This is a genomic window from Arthrobacter sp. 01T428, from assembly GCF_056398685.1.
This window is the reverse complement of record NZ_JBFTPW010000001.1, coordinates 103,037-121,798: the sequence shown is the minus strand read 5'-3', so window position 1 is coordinate 121,798 and position 18,762 is coordinate 103,037. Positions and strand designations below refer to the sequence as shown.

Here is an 18,762-nt window from a genome sequence, read left to right as displayed (position 1 = left end):
CCGTCAATCCATCCATCTAGTCACAACCAAGTCACAACAGAAAAGGAACAAAAATGTCCATCATTACCGAAACCAAACTCGAATTCGCCAAGCTCGGATCCCGGATCGGCGCCGAAATCCGCGGCTTCGACCTTAGCGGCAATCTCTCCCCGGAAACCGTGGGGCAGATCCGGGCCGCGCTCAACGAACACAAGGCCCTCGTTTTCCGGGAGGCCAACATCCTCAGCGACGAGGCCCAGGTGAAATTCGCCAGCCATTTCGGCCCGCTCACCACTGCCCATCCGACCGTGGCCTCCGTGGAGGGCGAAGAGAACGTCCTGCCCGTGGACAGCGAGAACGGTTCCGCCAACAATTGGCACACCGACGTCACATTCGTGGTCAACCCGCCGCAGGCTTCCACTCTGCGCAGCATCGATCTTCCGTCCTATGGAGGCGAAACCCTGATTGCTTCTTCGGCGGGAGCGTACGCCGACTTGCCGGACGAGCTCCGGAACTTCGCGGACACGCTCTGGGCGGTCCACACCAACGACTACGACTACTCGGTGCCGAAGAACCTGGAACATGAGAACGCCGATGAGCGCCGCAAGGAATTCACCCGAATCAAGTTCGAAACCGCCCACCCCGTGGTGCGTGTCCATCCCCTGACCGGGGAGCGCGGATTGTTCATTGGGGGCTTCGCGCAGCGCCTTCGGATCGTGGGGCTGTCCAACACCGAGTCGAAGGACATCATCCGCTTGCTCCAGGCTTACGTCACCCGTCCGGAGAACGTGGTGCGCGTGAACTGGGAGCCGAACCAGCTGGTGCTCTTCGACAACCGCATCACCCAGCACTACGCGCCGGACAACTACGACGGCCAGCCGCGCAAGCTCAACCGAGTGACTATCGCCGGCGACATCCCGGTGGGCGTGGACGGCAAGCCGAGCCAGTCGATCCAAGGTGACTCGAGCACCTACTCAGTTGTCGCGCCGCTGTAGTAGCACGCATGTGCTGTTGTAGCTGCCTTAGCCCAACTAGCTCGCATTTAATGTCGTTTTCAGGGCTCATAACGACATCTAATGCGAGCTAGTTGGGTTTAACGCGCTTTAGGGGAGCTTGCTGCCCCGCGCAGCCACCCACAGGCCATACCACTCGGCGCGCGTCATGGCTGCGGCAACGGCGGCAGCGTCCGCGCAGGCAGCGATCCGCGCCGGGTTGGAACTGCCGAGCACCGGGGAAATGCGTGCCGGATGCTTCATGAGCCACCCCAACAACACGGCCTCGGGAGTGACACCCTTTGCTTCCGCAAGCTCGGCGACAAGAGCGGAAGTCGCAGCGTCCGCGGCAGTCGGGGCATCCGGCGTCGAGCCCGTGTACCGGCCCTGGGCGAGGGAACCGTAAGCCTGCAGCTCAATCCCCTGCGCGACGCAGTGTTCCAAAGTGCCGTGCGGGAAACTGTAGCCGAGGGCATCATCATGGTTGACCAGGACCGTGCTCTCGAGCCATGCCCGCCGGTGCAGGCTCATTTCCAGCTGGTTGGCCACGATCGGCACCTCCAGCCGGTCCTGCAGGAAAGCGATCTGCGCGCCCGACATGTTGGACACGCCCAATTGCCGCACCTTGCCTTCCGCCATGAGTTGCCCGACGGCGGACGCCACCTCCGCGGGTTCCATCAGGGGGTCGGGGCGGTGGAGAAGCAGCACGTCGACGTAGTCGGTCCTCAGCCGTTCCAGGCTTCCATTGACCCGCTCCAGGATGGCGTCCTTGCTGAGGTCGTAGTGTCCGTCGACCCCAGGCTGGCTTAGCCGGATTCCGCACTTGGTCTGGAGCTGGATTTTATCCCGCAGCCCCGGCGTCTGAGCCAGGACTTCACCGAAGACGGCCTCGGACTTGCCGGTGCGGTAGATGTCGGCGTGGTCGAACAGGGTGATCCCGATGCCGATGGCGGCCTCGATCGCGGCCGCGGCCTGCTCGATCTCGGCAGCTGCGTATTCGCTGCCTTCCCAGGGACCTCCAAGGCCCATGCAGCCGTAGATGAGCCGGCCCGCGGCTGTTTCACTTTGTGCAGTCATTTTCCAACTCTTTCACGTGCAACTGGCCCGCAGTTGTTGTCGTTTACAGCCTTCAAAACGACGTTAACTGCGGGCCAGTTGGGTAGGGGGGTGCGGATTAGCGGGTTAGACGATCCAGGCGGTCGTGTTTGCCGGGAGCTTGCCGCCGTCGAGCGGTGCGCTGCTCACGACGACGGTGCCTTCCGGAAGTGCCACCGGCTCGGTGCCGAAGTTCGTCACCGACTGCCAGCCGTTGGGCCGCGCGAAGTGCAACACCGACTCGTTGCCGGAGGGGATCCATTCAAGGTCCTCGGCCGCCCGCAGTTCCGAACGCAGTTCCAGGGCCTTGCGGTACAGCTCAAGCGTGGAGCCGGGAACGTTGTCCTGCGCCTCCACTGCGTAGCCCGCGAACCATTCAGGCTGCGGCAAGTGGGCATGTCCCTCGCCGAAACCGAACGAGGAACCTTCACTGGTCCACGGCAGCGGGACACGGCAGCCGTCCCGGCCGACGTCCACTCCCGGGTTGCGGAAGAACGCGGGGTCCTGGCGCTGGCCGGCCGCGATGTCGCCGACTTCCTGCAGGCCAAGTTCTTCGCCCTGGTACAGGTACGCGGAACCCGGCAGTGCGAACATGAGCAACGACGCTGCGCGGGCGCGGCGCAAGCCGAGTTCGGCGTCGACCTCGGCGGCCGAACCGCCGTCGAGCAGCCATTGCTTGCCGTCCTGGCCCAGGCCGTCCCGGCCGCCGCCTGCGGGCAGGCCGTAGCGGGTGGCGTGCCGAACGACGTCGTGGTTGGAGAAAACCCAGGTGGACGAAGCACCGGATGCCGCGGCCTCGCCGAGGTTCTTGGTGATAATCGTGCGGAACTGTTCGGCGTCGAAATCGGCCTGGAGGAGGTCGAAGTTGAACGCCTGGCCCAGTCCTTCGGGGCTGGCGTAGCGGGCGCGGCGGTCCGCGTGGACCCACGCTTCGGCGACGGCCGTCCGGGGCGGGTTGTACTCGTTGAAGACCTTGCGCCACTCGGCGTAGATCTCGTGCACCTCATCGCGGTCCCAGAACGGGTGCTCACCCAAGGCGTTTTCGCCTTCCTTGGGCAGCTCGGTCTTGGAGGGCAGGACCTCCGGCAGGTCCTTCGTGAGGGCATGGGCGACGTCGATGCGGAAGCCGTCCACGCCACGGTCGGACCAGAAGCGGAGGGTCTTCAGGAAGTCTTCACGAACCTCGGGGTTGTCCCAGTTGAAGTCCGGCTGCTCCTTGGTGAAGATGTGCATGTACCACTGTCCCGGGGTGCCGTCCGGTTCGGTGATGCGCTCCCAGGCCGGGCCGCCGAAAATCGAGTCCCAGTCCGCCGGGGGCAGCTCGCCGTTCTCGCCCAGGCCGTCGCGGAAGATGTAGCGTTCACGGGCAGCCGAGCCCTTCGGTGACGCCAACGCTTCCTTGAACCATTCGTGCCTGTCCGAGGAGTGGTTCGGGACGATGTCCGCGATCAGCTTGATGCCCGCAGCGTGCAGTGCGGCCGCCATCTCATCGAAGTCTGCAAGGGTGCCCAGCTTGGGGTCCACGTTGCGGTAGTCATCGACGTCGTAACCACCGTCAGCCAGGGCCGAGGGGTAGAACGGGCTCAACCAGACGGCGTCAATGCCGAGGGATTTCAGGTAAGGAACCTTGGCGGTAATGCCCTTGATGTCGCCCAGTCCGTCGCCGTTCGCATCCGAAAAACTGCGCGGGTAGATCTGGTAGACAGCCGCTTGGCGCCACCAGTTGGGATCGGCCATGCGCTCGGAGTCGTTGTGAGTTGCCATGGTGGCGGTGGAGGACAAAGGGAATCCTGTTCTGTGTCGACGCTTCGATGGATGGGACTTTTATTTAGAATCTAAATTTAGTACCTCAAGTATTATGTGACGCATACCTACAGAAGGTCAACAGCCATGCCTGATATCGCGACTGCCACTCCGCAGATGCTCCGGCGCTTCAACGCGGCCACCGTGCTCGGGGTCATCCGTTCCTCCAACGCAGTGACCGTTTCGGAGCTGATGGACGCTACCGGACTGACCCGCGCCACCACCCTTTCCGTATGCGAAGACCTCATGGCCCGGGGCTGGATCCGCGAGTTGGAGAACCAGCGCGATTTCGGCGCGTACCAGAAGGGCCGCCCCGCACGGCGCTTCGAACTCGACGAAAGTGCCGGTTGCGTCTTGGGGATCGACGTCGGCGTCCTCAAGACCACTGTGGTGGTGGCCGATCTGCGCGGAAAAACGGTCGGGCGGGCGAGCAAGCCATTCCGCGGAAGGGAGATCGAAGCGGAGGAACGGATCGGGGTGATCAGCCAAACCGCGCTGCTCGCCCTCGAGGCTGCCGGAGTGGCGCCGGACCAAGTCCTGGCGGTGACGGTGGGGCTCGCCGCCCCGGTGGGCCGCGACGGAAACATCCTCGTCAGCCAGCCGTTCTGGCGCCTGTTCGACGTCGGGCTGAAGAAGGCCCTGCACGATCTCCACGGATGGGAGGTAGTACTGGAGAACGATGCCAACTTGGCGGCACTGGGCGAATGTTGGCGCGGTGCGGGCGGCGGCGTCCAGGACCTGGCCGTACTCCTGGCCGGGGAGCGTTTCGGTGCGGGCCTGGTGGAATCCGGCCGTTTGCTGCACGGTACTGCCGGGGGCGCGGGTGAAATGGCCTATCTGGACATGGTCGAGGGCGTGGGCTCCGCCGACGGCCTCGCCGCGCTTGCCAGGCTATGGGCGGCAGAAGCCCTGGCGCGAGAGTCGAAAACGACGCTGCGGACCGCGGCCGCGCCGGGCGGCGAGGTGACGGCCCAACACGTGTTCGCCGCTGCGGCCCAGGGTGACAAGGTTGCGCTGGACATCCTGGACCGGCTCTCGGACCGACTGGCCCGGGTGGTCTCGACGGTGGCCATTTTGCTCAACCCGGAACTCGTGGTGATCGGCGGCGCGGTGGCGGATTCGGCGTCGGTCCTTCTTGAGCCTGCCGCCCGGAAGCTGGCCAGTTACACAGCCACTCCCCCGCGGTTGGCCGCGTCCCCTTTGGGCGATGCGATTGTGGGTGTCGGCGCGGTGCGCCATGCCCTGGACCGCGTGGAGAAGAACTCCTTGGATCTGGTGTTGAGGCGGGCCTAGGCTCTTCGACGGCTTGACCGGGTTTCCCGTCGGCGCACTCGTCGGCGTCCTAGGCGCCCGGGGCTATTCCGGCATCGCCATCGTGCGGAGGTCCAGCTGGCGCAGGACCCTGTCCGCGACCTCGGGATCCATGCCGGGCTCGCTCCGCGCGGCGACCACTTCCTGGCGCGCGGCGTCGAGGGCGATGGTCTGGACCGCGATCGCCAGTTCCCTGCCGCGCTGTCCCTTTTCGGCGTCCGACTCGTTCTTCAATGTCCCGTCAAGCAACTCGGCATGCAGGCGGGTCATCTTTTCCTTGACGAGGGCCACCTTGTCCGCCGGCAACTCCTTCATCAGATCGTGTTCCTTCAGTGCGGAGATGGCGGCGGTCTGGGCGCGCTTGGCCAGGAGCCGCGCGGCATCCTTTTCGTGCGAACCGTCTTCGGACGCCTTGAGCACGCGCATGAGCCACGGAAGGGTCAGCCCCGGCAGCACCAGGGTGGCCAGCAGTACCGCGCAGGCGATGACCAGGATCTCGTGGCGGGCAGGGAAGTCGCTGCCCTCTGCGATAGTCAGAGGAAGGGCCAAGGCGAGGGCCAGCGTCGCGAGGCCGCGCATGCCGCACCACGTCAGGATCAGGACCTCCTTGGGCGAGGCCGGCTGCAGCAGGTTTTTCCGCTTGCGGGCCGAGATTGCCAAAAGCCCGAGCCAAGCGAACCGGACAACGAACACGAGCACGCACACCGCCACGGCGGGGCCGATCATGCCATATATGGCCGCCCCTTCGTCCCGGATCACATGCCGGATCTCCAGCCCCACAAGGCCGAACGCCAGGCCCGTGGCGAGAAGTTCCACCACGTCCCAGAAGGCGGTGCGGGTGACGCGCTCGGCGGCGTCCTGGGACCGCGCGTGCCGCTGCGTTTCGAGGGCGGTGACGACGACGGCGATCACTCCCGAGGCGTGCAGCTCTTCCGCAAGGATGTAGGCAGCGAAGGGAATCACCAGGGTCACGGCGCTGCGGGCCACCATGGAGGTGACCAGCTGGGTGATGAGCCTCGTCAACCAGCCCATCGCAATGCCGACAATGACGGCAAGGGCAGCACCGATGACGAATTGGAGCACGACGCCGGCACCCAGCTTGGTGCCGGAAACCGTCGCCGCCACCGCGGCCTGGAAGATCACGATCGCGGCGGCGTCGTTGAACAAGCCCTCGCTCTGCAGCACGGTGATGAGCCTGCGCGGCATGTGGACGCGTCCGGCAACGGATTCAACCGCGACGGGGTCCGGCGGGGCCACCATGGCACCGAGTGCGATCGCCGCAGGAATGCCGATCCCCGGAATCATGAGCCACGCGGCACCGGCAACAACCGCCGTCGATACCACGACGAGCGCCACAGCCATGAGCAGAAGCGTCCGCCACCGGACCCGGAAGACGGCCCAGGAACTCTTCTGGGCGGTTGCGAACAGCAGCGGCGGAAGGAAGATCGGGAGGATCAGTTCAGGCGCAAGATCAAAGTCCGGGAAGCCCGGAATGAAGGTCATAGCCGCAGCCAGCAAGAGCATCAGCACCGGGTACGGGAGCCGCAAGCGGTCCCCCAGGCCCACGGCCACGACCGTTGCAAGAAGCAGTCCAACAATGAGAGCCAACTGGTCCATGTTCCCGATTTCCCCAGACGTCGTAGCGGCGGCGTCCCGGGCGCCTGCCGAGGGACTAGCCCTACCAACATATCCCGGCGGGGCGCGGTTAGGACGCGGTGAGAGCCTCCACCACCGGCATTGAGCCGTCCCTGAACTCGATGGTGCGGCGGACAGTCTCGGGCAGTTCCAAGACGGCGGCAGCCACCAAGGCAACATTGGCCCGTGAAGTTTCCGTCCCGGTACTCGGGTCCGCGGGGCTTACCTCAATGAGCGCAGACCCCGGATTGCTGGTCAGCGCACCCGGGCCAAGGATCGTCCAGTCGAGATCAGTAGCGCGCAGGTACTCGTCCGCCGCGGCTTTGGCCTCCGCGTAGGCGTAGAAGCTGTTGTCCTCGGGAACGCCGTGGCTGGGTCCTGCGCCGAAGTAGGACACCATCACATAGCGGGCCACGCCGGATTGTGCCGCGGCATCCATCGACCGGATGGCGGCATCCCTGTCTACGGCATAGGTGCGTTCCGGATTGCCTCCGCCTGCCCCCGCGGACCACACCACGGCGTCGTGGCCGTCAAGCGCCGACGCGATCTCCGACGTCGTCGAATTCTCGACGTCGAGCACCACCGGGGCCGCACCCGTCACTTCGACCTCGGGCGCGTGTTCCGGATTGCGGATGAAGGAAGTGACCGCGTGACCTTCGTTGCTCAGGATGCGGGACAGGTGCAAGGCCACCTTGCCGTGGCCGCCGATGATTGCGATTCGACTCATGGACCCATTCTGTCGCAGTGGTCAAGCGAAGCGGCCAAGCCCGCCCGCAGACGGTGGATGAATTCCCGGAAAATCGCCGCTCCGCATTTGCGGAGCCCATTGCTGAATTCGTCAGTTCTCCGGACAAATCTGACTACTGATTACTAAGTAGACTTAGTTTAAACAAGATCGCCACCCTGCCAAAAGGCCGGAAGTCCGGGCCTTGGGGGCACCCGTCCCGACGCCGAAGAAGACTTGCGAGTGTTTGGTGGCCAGCCGGAAATAAAAGCAAGTGGCACCCACTCGTGTGGAGCGAATTACCCATTCCTACACTCAAATCACCTGCAGCAGGAAAAGGAATACCTCATTTCATAAATCTCATTGATGGACTTATCCAAATAACCGGGTTACATCCCGTTGATGGATCTATTCGAAATGGGCGGAAATGAGGGCTTCCTCAGTGCTGCGCATTTAAGCAAAAGGGTCTCAACGAGCGCCATCCCCTGCGCCTGCGTATCACTTCCCGGGGCCGCCAACCGGCCGGCCCCAGAAACGATGAGCTACGGGGATTCGACATGTATCAGCAGGAGTACAGACACGGCGGGATCAGTGGAGGCAGCGTCCTCGCCCTGATATCCGCGGGGGTAAGAACTGTCACCAGGTACAAGGCATCAATAGCCACTTGGGCAATTGTGGCGGTGGTCGCCATTGCGGCCGTGACGATGCAGAACTACACACAGGTCCTTGCCCCAGGCGCGAGCGCTGCAAACGCCACGCACGTCGGTTCGGCAGCCGGGATTGCCGCACCTTCCCCGGCGGTTGCCAGTCCGACGCCGGTTGACAGTCCCACGCCGGCACCGGCACCAGCCGCTGTCGCGCCGTCAGCTCCTGCAGCGGCGCCGGTCGCAGCCGCTGCTCCACCCGCTCCTGCTCCTGCGCCTGCTCCGGCGCCCGACACGAACGCCTACACGGTGGTCAGCGGCGACACCGTTGGCTCGATAGCCGCCCGATTCGGCGTCGACGTCGATGCGATGCTGGCAGCCAATGGGCTCAGTGCGTATTCCGTGATCGTGCCCGGCCAGGTGCTGAAGCTGACCGGGCCGCCGGTTGACGCGGCTCCGGCACCCGCTCCGGCACCGGCCCCCGCTCCGGCGCCTGCGCCCGCGCCTGCTCCGGCTCCGGCTCCGGCGGTGCGGACCATCTATGTTGCGGGCTCCGGCGGCCAGGCGGCTGTGGACAGTTGCATTGGCCCGATCCATTTCACTCCCACGGACGCCTATTCGCTTTTCATTACAGAACATGATTTCTGCGGCGGGTGGGCACGATTCTCGGGTATCGGCGTCGGCGAGACGGTGAGCATTCCCGGTTACGGCACATACACCGTGACAGCTCGCGGCCAGGTGCCCCAAGGCGGGACGACAAACAACGTCGCAGCAGTATTCGGCGGCTTCCCCCGGGCGATACTGCAGACGTGCATCCCGGGCACCAACCAGATGCTGGTCATCGCGCTGAACTAAGGGCGCTCCCGTCGGCGCGGGCTGGGCGAGCGCCCTTCCTGACCCTCTTTGAATTTTAGAAGGCCCCGTAGAGGGCGTGTCGTCGGGGTGTTGCGCGGGATCGCTTCTCAAAGAAGGTCAGGAAGGGAGGCACCCGGACTCCCTTCCTGGCTGAAAAAGCAGGCCGGAAGCTGAACGCTTCCGGCCTGCTTCTGCAAGGGTGGGCTTTCGATCTTCCCCACAAGACCTCGCTCAACAACCTCCGGTTTGGGAGACTGGATCAAGACCTGAGATTGGGGCGAACTTGGACGGACAGCAATGGATCTGGGTTGCGACGGTGCTGGTCGTCGCGGCGATAGTAGCCATTGTCATGGCCTTTGGCCGCCACTGACAGTCGCCGGTTGGTCGCGAATGCGTGCCGGACCTCGCCTTTCCGGACGGGCTCCGGCATCGTGGCCCGGAAGTGCCCGTGGCTCCGGGCGCGAGAGCTTCCTGTACTTCCGCTTCGAGCGCCACAGCACGAGCAGGTGGAGCGAGCACATCAGCACAACTGTGATGCCAACGAAGACCACAAGGTCAATGAGAAAGCGGCCAAAATCCACGAGCAGGGATGCCTTTCGGTCCGGACAACCTCCTGATCGTAGCTTGAGATGGCCGACAGACGAAACCGGCCCACTACAGGGTGAACCTCAAGGAAACACTAAGAAAAGATCAAGATTTCACTAAGACTGTCAGCTCGCGCGCCAACCAGGCGCCACATGCTTATGGAAGAATCTGTTTTGCTCAGGTAACTGAGGCCCTGGCCGTGATCTTCAAGAAGCGCCGCCACCTGAGGATTGGGGGACACCCAAGTGGCGGCGCTTCTAAAAACTATCGGCAGGCTGCGCGCGCTCTCAGCTTTTCAGCAGGATCTTTACGAAATCTTTACGGCAAGTGCCCAGCAAACTTGCGGGCTTCGCGAAGGCACAGGGCAGGCTTCACTGGCCGGCGGATGGGCTCCGGAGCGGACGGCTTCATCACCAAGCCCTTCCGTGCGCGGGAGATGCGGGCCAGTATCGCGCGATGACGCGCCGGCCGCTGCGCCCTCCACGCCCACCCAATGGGTTTCGTTCGTCGCTGCCTGGCAGAAAACTCAATCGAGGAAGACACTGAAGGGCCACCGGCATCACGGCCGATGACCCTTCAGGTTGTCCTGTGATTTGGAGCTAGGCGGGGACGTCGAACCGCTGGCCTTCCGGCTTGGACGGCAGGATCGTGAAGACGAGCAGCGCCAGTCCACCGAGGAACGGGACCAGGCCGATCAAGATCATCCAGCCACTGAAGTTCACATCGTGGAGGCGGCGGACAGTGAGGGCCAGAGACGGGACGATGACTGCCAGACCCCAGATGACCAGGAGGATGACGCCGACCATCGCCCCGGGACCCGGGACCATAGCTCCGGAGTCATTGACGGTGGCACCCGCGGAGCCAGCTACGGACATGACGATGTTCAGCACGGTGGTGACGACAACCGAGATGAGGGTCCACCACCAGTACTCGCTACGGCTGGCCCGGCCGGTGAACGTGGCGTACTTCTTGACGAACCGGCGTGCTGCCTCGCCGATCGGTGCACCATAGTACGGGGCCCAAAGCGGAATGGCGCTGCCAAACTGGGTGGTTTGTTGCTGCTGGTACGACAATGGATCTCCTAAATAGACGAGTAAGTTCGAGGGTGATCGCGAGTTACGACGCGCCGTACCCACGTTGAGTTCCGTGCATAGGACTTGGACATCTTCGAAGGGCGCCGCCGCCTGAGAATTGGGGGAACCACAGGCGGCGGGCCATCTTTCTAGATGCGCACCACCCGAGAATTGGGGGAAACCTCAGATGGCGGCGCGTCCGAAACTATCGGCAAGTAGCGCCATTTCGTCACGATCTTTACGAAATCTTTACGGCAAGCACCCAGTGGCCTTGTGGCTACCGCCCAGATTTCTCCTCTAATTCACTTGGACCAACACCGGGCCCGGCCGGCCTAAGATGCAGGGGCGGGGGCTCCAAACGCGCGGAGGCCGTTGTGCGGTGTGCGCCGCGGGAGTGGTTACACCTTGGCGTCCATCAGCTAGCGCCGAAAACGAAAAACCCCCGGAATCTCGCGGATTCCGGGGGTTTTACTTGGTAGCGGTGGGGAGGCTCGATCTCCCGACCTCACGATTATGAGTCGTGCGCTCTAACCAACTGAGCTACACCGCCACGAATGAGAAAAACCTGCGTCAAGCCGGTCAAAAACCGCCTTGACACAGGCCCTCATTCAGAGCCCCCCACCGGAATCGATCCGGTGACCTCGTTCTTACCAAGAACGCGCTCTACCACTGAGCTAGGGGGGCAACGAGTAAATACTCTACCGGACGATTTCGCAGGCCACAAATCGGCTGCGGGACAGGGAAAAACGGCGCCGACACAATTTGCATCCGCCCCGGTTTCTTGAGCCGAAGAGCGTCCGCATCAGGGCAGTCGGAGCACTTGGCCAGGGTAGATGTGGTCCGGGTTGGGCACGGTGTCCGCGTTCACGGCGATCAGGGCATCCAAGTCGACGCCGAACTGCATGGCGATGCCGCTGAGGGTATCGTCGGTCTCCACTACGACTTCCGTGACCGGCCCTGCGTTGGCGGCGGAAGCACCGGCGTCGGGCAGTGCGGGGCCGGGCGCCACGGGAGCCTCCACTGACGGCTCCGGACCCGGGCTTTGGACCGTCTCCCCCGTTGAGGCTTCAGCGGCCTCCTGTGGGGCCTCAGACGGCCGTCCAGCCGGCTTGTGTTCGGCCTTCTCGAAGCCGAGGTTCTTCTTCAACCCATCGAGGAATCCCATGAACCTAGCTTTCCACAGCCGGGCAAGCGCGGAACCTGGGCGGGCGTTAAAGTGGGGCCACCGTTAAACGGCCAGAGGCCGGCTCGAAAGCCGGCCTCTGGCGAGAAACCCAGGAACTAGTCCTGTTTACCACTTACTCTTGCGGTTGAAATCGCGGTTGCCCGCGTCGCCGCCAGTGCGCGGCTTGCGTGCGCCGCGGTCGGCGTAGCTGCCCGTCCCGGTACCGGCGCTGCTGCGCTCGCTGTAGGAACGGCCGCCGCGATCAGCGGAAGTGCGCTCGCCACCGGAGTAGCCGCCACGGTCGCCTTCAGTCTTACGGAACTCCTTCTTGAAGCCACCGTTGCCCTTGAAGTTTCCGCCACGGTCACCACCGGAGTAGCCACCACGGTCGCCGCCGCGGCTGCCTCCGGAGTAACCGCCACGCTCGCCGCCACGGTCAGAGGCCGGCTTGCGGCCGTTGTCCAGCTCGAGGTGAATCAACTCGCCGCCGATCCGGGTGCGGGACAGGGCACGCAACTGCTCGGGGCTCAGGTCTGCCGGGAGCTCCACCAGGGAGTGGTCCGAGCGGATGTCGATGCCGCCGATCTGTGCCGAGGAGATGCCGCCTTCATTGGCAATGGCGCCAACGATCGAACCCGGCATGACGCGCTGGCGGCGTCCGACGGCGATCCGGTAGGTGGCGTTGCCCTCGGTCAGGGCGCGGGTCGGGCCACGGGAACCGAAGCCGTCCTTGGAGCGCTCGCGCTTCTGGAATTCCGGTGCAGCCGGCAGTTCCTTGACCAGGAGCGGCTGGCCGCCCTGTGCCATGACGGCCAGTGCAGCTGCGATCTCCGAAGCCGGAACGTTGTGCTCCTCTTCGTAGGAAGAGATCAGGTCGCGGAACGCGGCAACGTCCTCGGACTCGAGGGTCTCCGTGATCTTGTCCGCGAACTTGCCAAGGCGCAAGGTGTTGACCGTCTCGGCAGTGGGCAGGTGCATCTGCTCAACCGGCTGGCGGGTGGCCTTCTCGATCGAACGCAGCAGGTACTTCTCCCGCGGCGTCATGAAGAGGATGGCGTCGCCGCTACGGCCTGCACGGCCGGTACGGCCGATGCGGTGGACGTAGGACTCGGTGTCGTGCGGGATGTCGTAGTTGACCACGTGGCTGATGCGCTCAACGTCAAGGCCACGGGCCGCGACGTCGGTGGCGACCAGGATGTCGATGCGGCCTTCCTTCAGCGCGTCGACAGTCCGTTCGCGCTGCTGCTGCGGAATGTCGCCGTTGATGGCGGCGGCCTGGAAGCCGCGGGACTTCAGCTTGTCAGCCAGGTCCTCGGTAGCCATCTTGGTGCGCACGAAGGCGATAACGCCGTCGAACTCTTCCACCTCGAGGATGCGGGTCAGGGCATCGAGCTTGTGCGGGCCCATGACCTGCAGGTACCGCTGGCGGGTGTTGGCGCCGGTGGTGGTCTTGGACTTGACCGAGATCTCGGCAGGGTTGTTCAGGTACTGCTTGGACATACGGCGGATCTGGCCCGGCATCGTGGCAGAGAACAGCGCAACCTGGCGGTCTTCCGGGGTCTGCTGGAAGATCTGCTCAACGTCCTCGGCGAAGCCCATGCGGAGCATTTCGTCGGCTTCGTCCAAGACGAGGTACTGCAGCTCGGACAGGTCCAGGGAACCCTTGGAGATGTGGTCGATAACGCGGCCCGGGGTACCCACAACAACCTGTGCACCGCGGCGAAGGCCAGCAAGCTGCGGGCCATAAGCGGAGCCACCGTAGACGGGGAGAACCGTGAAGTCATCGATGTGCTTGGCGTACGAGGTGAAGGCCTCGGCAACCTGGAGCGCAAGCTCGCGGGTCGGAGCGAGGACCAGTGCCTGCGTCTTGCGGGACGGGCCGTTCAGGTCGTGGAGTTCGGCCAGGCGGGACAGTGCCGGTACTGCGAATGCTGCAGTCTTACCGGTGCCGGTCTGGGCGAGGCCGACGACGTCGCGGCCTTCGAGCAGCAGCGGAATGGTTGCTGCCTGGATCGGAGACGGCTTCTCGTAGCCGACGTCCTGCAGGGCCGCAAGGACGCGGGGGTCGATTCCGAGGTCGACGAAGCGGATGCCCTCTTCCTCTTCTTCGACAGGCGATTCGGCCGGAACTGCAGCCGGGGCCTTGGCGGAAGCCTCGGCGGGTGCCTCGGCCGGGGCCTCAACGGGCGCTGCAGCCTCGATGAACTCAGCGGCGGGTGCGGCGGTTTCGGCGGGTGCGGTTTCGGCGATCTCGACGGCGGTCTCTGCTTCTTCAGCAGACTCGGCGACGAACGGGTCGTTCAGGTTTTCGGGCATAGGGGAAAGTTTCCTCATCCATAGGGGGCCAGTCGGCGCGGCCCGGTTGGGCTTGGCCGCAGTACACGTTGCGGGCAAAAGAACCCGAAGGCTCTGGTGCTCGCAAGAAGTCCGGCGCTGTCGCAATCCCATGGCAGGACTTCCCGCTGCATCTCTTGGCTGCTATCTCAGCAGTCTGTACAGCGTTTTCTTCGCCCGGCTCTCCCTATGAAACTGCCCACACACATTTTGCGGGCCCCAACACTGACCAGTCCTGCCTCAAGAATTGGGCAGGAAAAAGGGATTTCCGGAGTGGGGGATAGTTCAAGTGTAGGGCACAGATGAGTCCCTTGGCGACATAACGGTCGACGGCGGCGGTGAGCTTGCGCACAAACCCGCCACCGGCGCCGTCAAGGCCGCCCCTCAGGACGTCCTTCCCGGCTGTCCGCTCAACGGCCGCTTCAGGCATCCACCCCGTTGCGGCGCATCAGCTTTTCGAAGGTGTCGTGGTAGTCGGACTGCAGCAGGACTTCTCCGTCGGCTTCGGCGTCGAGGAGCAATTGCATGTCATCGAGGTTGGGGTTGCTGAACCACTGCCCCACCGTGATGCCATGTTTGGGCACAAACAGCTTGTGGATGTAGTCACCGGCCGAAATGGAGCCGGTCTTCACCACGCGCAGATAGGTGCCGACGCGTCCGGCTTCCGTGAAGCGCTTGACCCACTGTGGTTCGTTCATGCGGCGCTGGAAAGTCGCGCACGGCACACGCGGGGAGGTGACCTCGACTTCGACGTCCAGGCCGATCTTCCACCGTTCGCCGATCACGGCACCGCTGGTCTCGATTCCGGCAACGCGGAGGTTCTCCCCGAAGATCCCGGGAGGCATGTCCCTCTGGAGTTCACCCGCCCAGAAATCGGCATCGGCCTGGGAGTACGCATAGAGTGCTTGGTCCTCGCCGCCGTGGTGGATCCGGCTCGCCTGGATGTCTCCGTGGATTCCCAGCTTGTGGACCTTCACCGGCCCCTCGACGGGGCGCTTGTCAATGGCCGTCACTCCGACCGACCCTTCGGGATCGGGCAGGAGCTCGTATACCCGGCAAACAGCAAGCAACGATGCGGTATCCATGACTACAGTCTACGTACGCAGCTACGGATCGAAGCGATATCCCATGCCGGCCTCGGTATGGAGGTGTCGGGGCTGCGCAGGGTCGCGTTCGAGCTTGCGCCGGAGCTGGGCAATATAGACACGCAGGTACTGGGTCTCCTTGGCGTAGGCCTGTCCCCAGACCTGTGTGAGGATCTGCTGCTGGCTGACCAGCCGTCCGGCGTTGCGCACCAGCAATTCCAGGATGTTCCATTCCGTGGGCGTCAACCGGACTTCCGCGCCGTCTTTGGTGATCTTCTTTCCGGCCAGGTCAACCAGGAAGTCGGCGGTCTGGAGCGTCGGCGCTTCATGCCGGGGCGCTGCCCGCCTCGAGGCTGCACGGAGCCTGGCCAGGAGTTCGTCAAGGCCGAAGGGCTTGGTCACGTAGTCGTCGGCCCCGGCATCGAGGGCCTCAACTTTGTCTTCCGAACCGTGGCGGGCAGACAACACGATGATGGGCATGGTGCTCCAGCCGCGGATTCCCTTGATCACGTCCACGCCATCCATGTCCGGCAGGCCGAGATCGAGCACCACGATGTCCACTGGCTGCTGGGCAGCCGCCTTGAGTGCGTCTGCGCCGTTGCCGACGCTGATGGCACGGTAGCCGTGGGCATGGAGATTGATCTGCATTGCCCGGGCGATCTGGGCTTCATCTTCCACGATCAGCACGAGGCTCATGGCCGTCCTCCCGTCCACAGAGGGATTGTGACCACCATGGTCAGCCCGCCTCCCGGCGTCGCCTCGGCCATGAGCGTACCGCCCATGGCCTCGGTGAAGCCCTTGGCGACAGCGAGTCCCAGGCCGATTCCGCTGCGGCCGTCACGGCTGGATGGAGAATCATCGAGGCGTTGGAAAGGCTGGAAAAGCTCCAGCACGGCCGCGGGCGCTATCCCCGAGCCGTGGTCCATCACCCGCAGTTCGCTGGCCGGCCGACCATCCACCATGATGCCCGCACCGGTCCGCGCCACCAGCACAACATCGGAATCAGGCGCGTATTTCACCGCGTTCTCCACGAGGTTCGCCACAACGCGTTCCAGCATCCCGGCGTCGGCCTCTATATACGGAAGGTTGGCCAGTAGCTCGTTGCGTATGCGCTCCCCCGGCACCCCGCGTAAAGCCTCCGGCAGGATCTGGTGCCAGCCCAGTCCGCGCAGCAGCGGGTTCACGGCATCCGCGGTGATACGGGACATGTCCAGTAGGTTATCCACCAAGTGATCCAAACGGTCCGCGTAGTCCTCGATAGTGGCCAATAGTTCGCGCTCGTCTTCGGGAGCAAAGGTCACGTCTTCCTGGCGCAGGCTGCTGACGGCAAGCTTGATGCCCGCCAAAGGAGTGCGGAGGTCATGGGAGACGGCGCGCAGGATGGAGGTCCGCATCTTGTTGCCTTCCGCCAGGCGCGCGTTGTCCTGCCTGCTCTTGACCAGCTGCTGGCGCTCCCGCACGGCCACCACGAAGGCGCCGAACGCGGCGAGCATGCGGCGGTGCTGTTCGGAGAGCGGTCCGCCCCTGAGCAGGAGCGTGTAGTTGCGATCGACGACGGCGGCATGGTCGGCGGCCGCATGGGTCACCGGCGGTTGAATCCCGGAGCTTGCAAGGACCTTCCAACCCGGTCCGGTGGCGTCCGGCGAGTCAAACGTGGAGAGCAGCGTCATCGCTTCCATGCCGAGGTTGACGCGGATTTTGTCCAGGAACGACTCGAGGCTGCCGTCCGAGCTCAGGATACGAAGGGCCAATTCGCTCAGTGCCCTCGCCTCGGCTCCGGAATGCGCGGCTTCCTGGGCCCGTCGGGTCGCCAAACCGACGGCGAGCGCCACGCCGCACGCCACGGCAAGGAAGATGACCAGGGTGAAAAGCGTGGCAGGATCCGCGATCGAGAGGGAGCCCACCGGATCGGCTGAGAAGTAGTTCAAGAGCATGCTGCCGAGGACGGCGGACACCACCGCCGGCCACAACCCGCCGATCGCGGCAACGGCGGCGGAGACGGCCAATTGGAAGAGCATGATCATGGCGAAGTTCCGGTATTGCAGCGCGGATACCACGACTTCGATCGCAGAAGGTAGCAGCAGGGCCAGGACTAGGCCCGCCAGAATTCGGGGTCGCCCGATTCCCTTGACTGCCGGTAGCTGCAGCCCTATTGCGTTCACATCCGCGGCGGCCATGGCTCAATTCTGGCACGGCGCAGGTGCCGCGCCGGCGCCGACGGTCCTTACAGGACGCTGCGGGGAACATGTCCGGCCTTAGGATGCTGGCATGAGCCATTCAACGACGGATACCTCCGATGTCCTTGCCCTCGATTCCCTCTTGGGCTCCGAGGAACTGGAGCTTCGCGAGAAGGTACGCGATTTCACGGACCAGCGGATCCGGCCGAACATCGCCCGCTGGTACGAGGACGCGGTGTTCCCGCGGGAACTGCCGGCGGAACTCGGCGAACTCGGCGTCCTTGGCATGCATCTGGAGGGCTACGGCTGCTCCGGCCGCACCGCCGTCGAATACGGCGTTGCCGCCATGGAACTCGAGGCCGGCGATTCCGGCATCCGGACCTTCGTGTCCGTCCAAGGCTCCCTGGCCATGACGGCGATCCACAAGTGGGGCAGCGAAGAGCAGAAGGAACAATGGCTCCCGCGCATGGCTGCCGGCGAACTGATCGGCTGTTTTGCCTTGACGGAGCCGACGGCGGGTTCGGACCCGTCGTCCATGGCCAGCTTTGCCCGCCGCGACGGGACGGGCGACGACGCCTGCTGGGTGCTGAGCGGTTCGAAGCGCTGGATCGGGATGGCATCGATCGCGGACGTCATGGTGGTGTGGGCAAACACCGACGACGGCATCCGGGGCTTCCTGGTTCCGGCCGGCACCCCGGGAGTCGCCGTGACTCCCATCGACGCGAAGCTCTCCATGCGTGCCTCGATCCAGTGCGATGTGGTGTTCGACGCCGTCCGGCTGGGTCCGGAGGCACTCCTCCCGGGTGCCATGGGACTCCGCGGCCCGTTCTCCTGCCTCAACGAGGCGCGGTACGGCATTGCTTGGGGTGCCATGGGCGCTGCCCGCGACTCCTACGAGGCCGCGCTCGAATATGCCGGAAGCCGCATGCAATTCGGCAAGCCCTTGGCCGGCTACCAGTTGACCCAGGAAAAGCTCGTTAACATGGTCCTGGAGATCCAGAAAGGTACCTTGCTCGCCCTGCACCTTGGGCGGCTCAAGGATGCGGGCAAACTGCACCCGGAGCAGATCTCGGCGGGCAAGCTCAACAATGTGCGGGAGGCAATCAAGATCGCCCGCGAAGCGCGCACCATCCTCGGTGGCAACGGCATCACGCTGGACTACCCGCCCATGCGCCATGCCAACAACCTGGAATCCGTGCGCACTTACGAAGGGACGGACGAGGTGCACACGCTGATCCTTGGCCAGCACATCACGGGCGTCCCGGCTTTCCGCTAGCTCCGCGCGCGGGGGGACCAGCCCAGCGA

At 64.4% G+C, this 18,762-nt stretch carries 14 protein-coding genes and 2 tRNA genes; 4 read left to right on the top strand and 12 right to left on the bottom strand.

Annotated features, from left to right (window positions below):
• Window positions 1-53 precede the first annotated feature (53 nt).
• The gene (locus AC1DJB_RS00545) at window positions 54-974 is read left to right on the top strand and encodes a TauD/TfdA dioxygenase family protein (RefSeq protein WP_441432599.1); all 921 of its coding nucleotides are present in this window, start codon (window positions 54-56) and stop codon (window positions 972-974) included.
• Between the two features lie 108 nt (window positions 975-1,082).
• Here the strand turns inward: AC1DJB_RS00545 and AC1DJB_RS00540 are convergent, their stop codons facing one another.
• Both AC1DJB_RS00540 and AC1DJB_RS00535 read right to left on the bottom strand, forming a co-directional pair.
• Window positions 1,083-2,048 carry an aldo/keto reductase gene (locus AC1DJB_RS00540; RefSeq protein WP_441432600.1) on the bottom strand — a complete coding sequence of 322 codons (966 nt, stop codon included), beginning with the start codon at window positions 2,046-2,048 and terminating at the stop codon, window positions 1,083-1,085.
• A 105-nt stretch (window positions 2,049-2,153) separates the two neighbouring features.
• Window positions 2,154-3,848, bottom strand: a complete 1,695-nt coding sequence (locus tag AC1DJB_RS00535; protein WP_306959003.1) for a glycoside hydrolase family 13 protein — start codon at window positions 3,846-3,848, stop codon at window positions 2,154-2,156.
• Between the two features lie 108 nt (window positions 3,849-3,956).
• Here AC1DJB_RS00535 and AC1DJB_RS00530 point away from each other — a divergent pair, with 108 nt between their 5' ends.
• Complete coding sequence (locus AC1DJB_RS00530) at window positions 3,957-5,162, top strand: ROK family transcriptional regulator (protein WP_306959004.1); 1,206 nt, start codon at window positions 3,957-3,959, stop codon at window positions 5,160-5,162.
• 63 nt (window positions 5,163-5,225) lie between these two features.
• On the opposite strand, the gene AC1DJB_RS00525 is transcribed toward AC1DJB_RS00530, so the two are convergent.
• Window positions 5,226-6,797, bottom strand: a complete 1,572-nt coding sequence (locus AC1DJB_RS00525; protein WP_441432601.1) for a Na+/H+ antiporter — start codon at window positions 6,795-6,797, stop codon at window positions 5,226-5,228.
• A gap of 88 nt (window positions 6,798-6,885) precedes the next feature.
• A complete protein-coding gene (locus AC1DJB_RS00520; RefSeq protein WP_441432602.1) occupies window positions 6,886-7,542 on the bottom strand; it encodes an NAD(P)H-binding protein in 657 nt (218 codons plus the stop codon).
• Between the two features lie 554 nt (window positions 7,543-8,096).
• Between AC1DJB_RS00520 and AC1DJB_RS00515 the strand changes: the two genes are divergently transcribed.
• Window positions 8,097-9,038, top strand: a complete 942-nt coding sequence (locus AC1DJB_RS00515) for a LysM peptidoglycan-binding domain-containing protein (RefSeq protein ID WP_476909832.1) — start codon at window positions 8,097-8,099, stop codon at window positions 9,036-9,038.
• Between the two features lie 1,184 nt (window positions 9,039-10,222).
• Here the strand turns inward: AC1DJB_RS00515 and AC1DJB_RS00510 are convergent.
• The 8 genes from AC1DJB_RS00510 to AC1DJB_RS00475 all read right to left on the bottom strand — a co-directional run bounded on the left by AC1DJB_RS00510 (window position 10,223) and on the right by AC1DJB_RS00475 (window position 17,457).
• Entirely contained in the window at window positions 10,223-10,696 is a 474-nt protein-coding gene (locus tag AC1DJB_RS00510; protein WP_441432604.1) for a DUF805 domain-containing protein, read from the bottom strand.
• A gap of 473 nt (window positions 10,697-11,169) precedes the next feature.
• Window positions 11,170-11,246 (bottom strand) — tRNA-Met (locus AC1DJB_RS00505).
• A 62-nt stretch (window positions 11,247-11,308) separates the two neighbouring features.
• Window positions 11,309-11,380, bottom strand: a tRNA-Thr gene (locus AC1DJB_RS00500).
• A 118-nt stretch (window positions 11,381-11,498) separates the two neighbouring features.
• The gene (locus tag AC1DJB_RS00495; RefSeq protein ID WP_441437829.1) at window positions 11,499-11,861 is read right to left on the bottom strand and encodes a LysM peptidoglycan-binding domain-containing protein; all 363 of its coding nucleotides are present in this window, start codon (window positions 11,859-11,861) and stop codon (window positions 11,499-11,501) included.
• Window positions 11,862-11,987: 126 nt separating this feature from the next.
• Complete coding sequence (locus AC1DJB_RS00490; RefSeq protein WP_441437830.1) at window positions 11,988-14,177, bottom strand: DEAD/DEAH box helicase; 2,190 nt, start codon at window positions 14,175-14,177, stop codon at window positions 11,988-11,990.
• Window positions 14,178-14,617: 440 nt separating this feature from the next.
• Entirely contained in the window at window positions 14,618-15,280 is a 663-nt protein-coding gene (locus tag AC1DJB_RS00485; RefSeq protein ID WP_441432607.1) for an MOSC domain-containing protein, read from the bottom strand.
• 21 nt (window positions 15,281-15,301) lie between these two features.
• Window positions 15,302-15,976: a response regulator gene (locus AC1DJB_RS00480; RefSeq protein ID WP_059387283.1), complete on the bottom strand. Its 675-nt coding sequence runs from the start codon at window positions 15,974-15,976 to the stop codon at window positions 15,302-15,304.
• A complete protein-coding gene (locus tag AC1DJB_RS00475) occupies window positions 15,973-17,457 on the bottom strand; it encodes a sensor histidine kinase (RefSeq protein ID WP_441432608.1) in 1,485 nt (494 codons plus the stop codon). The genes AC1DJB_RS00480 and AC1DJB_RS00475 overlap by 4 nt, the downstream gene beginning before the upstream one ends.
• 91 nt (window positions 17,458-17,548) lie before the next feature.
• On the opposite strand from AC1DJB_RS00475, the gene AC1DJB_RS00470 reads away from it, so the two are divergent.
• Window positions 17,549-18,733: an acyl-CoA dehydrogenase family protein gene (locus AC1DJB_RS00470; protein ID WP_441432609.1), complete on the top strand. Its 1,185-nt coding sequence runs from the start codon at window positions 17,549-17,551 to the stop codon at window positions 18,731-18,733.
• Window positions 18,734-18,762 lie beyond the last annotated feature (29 nt).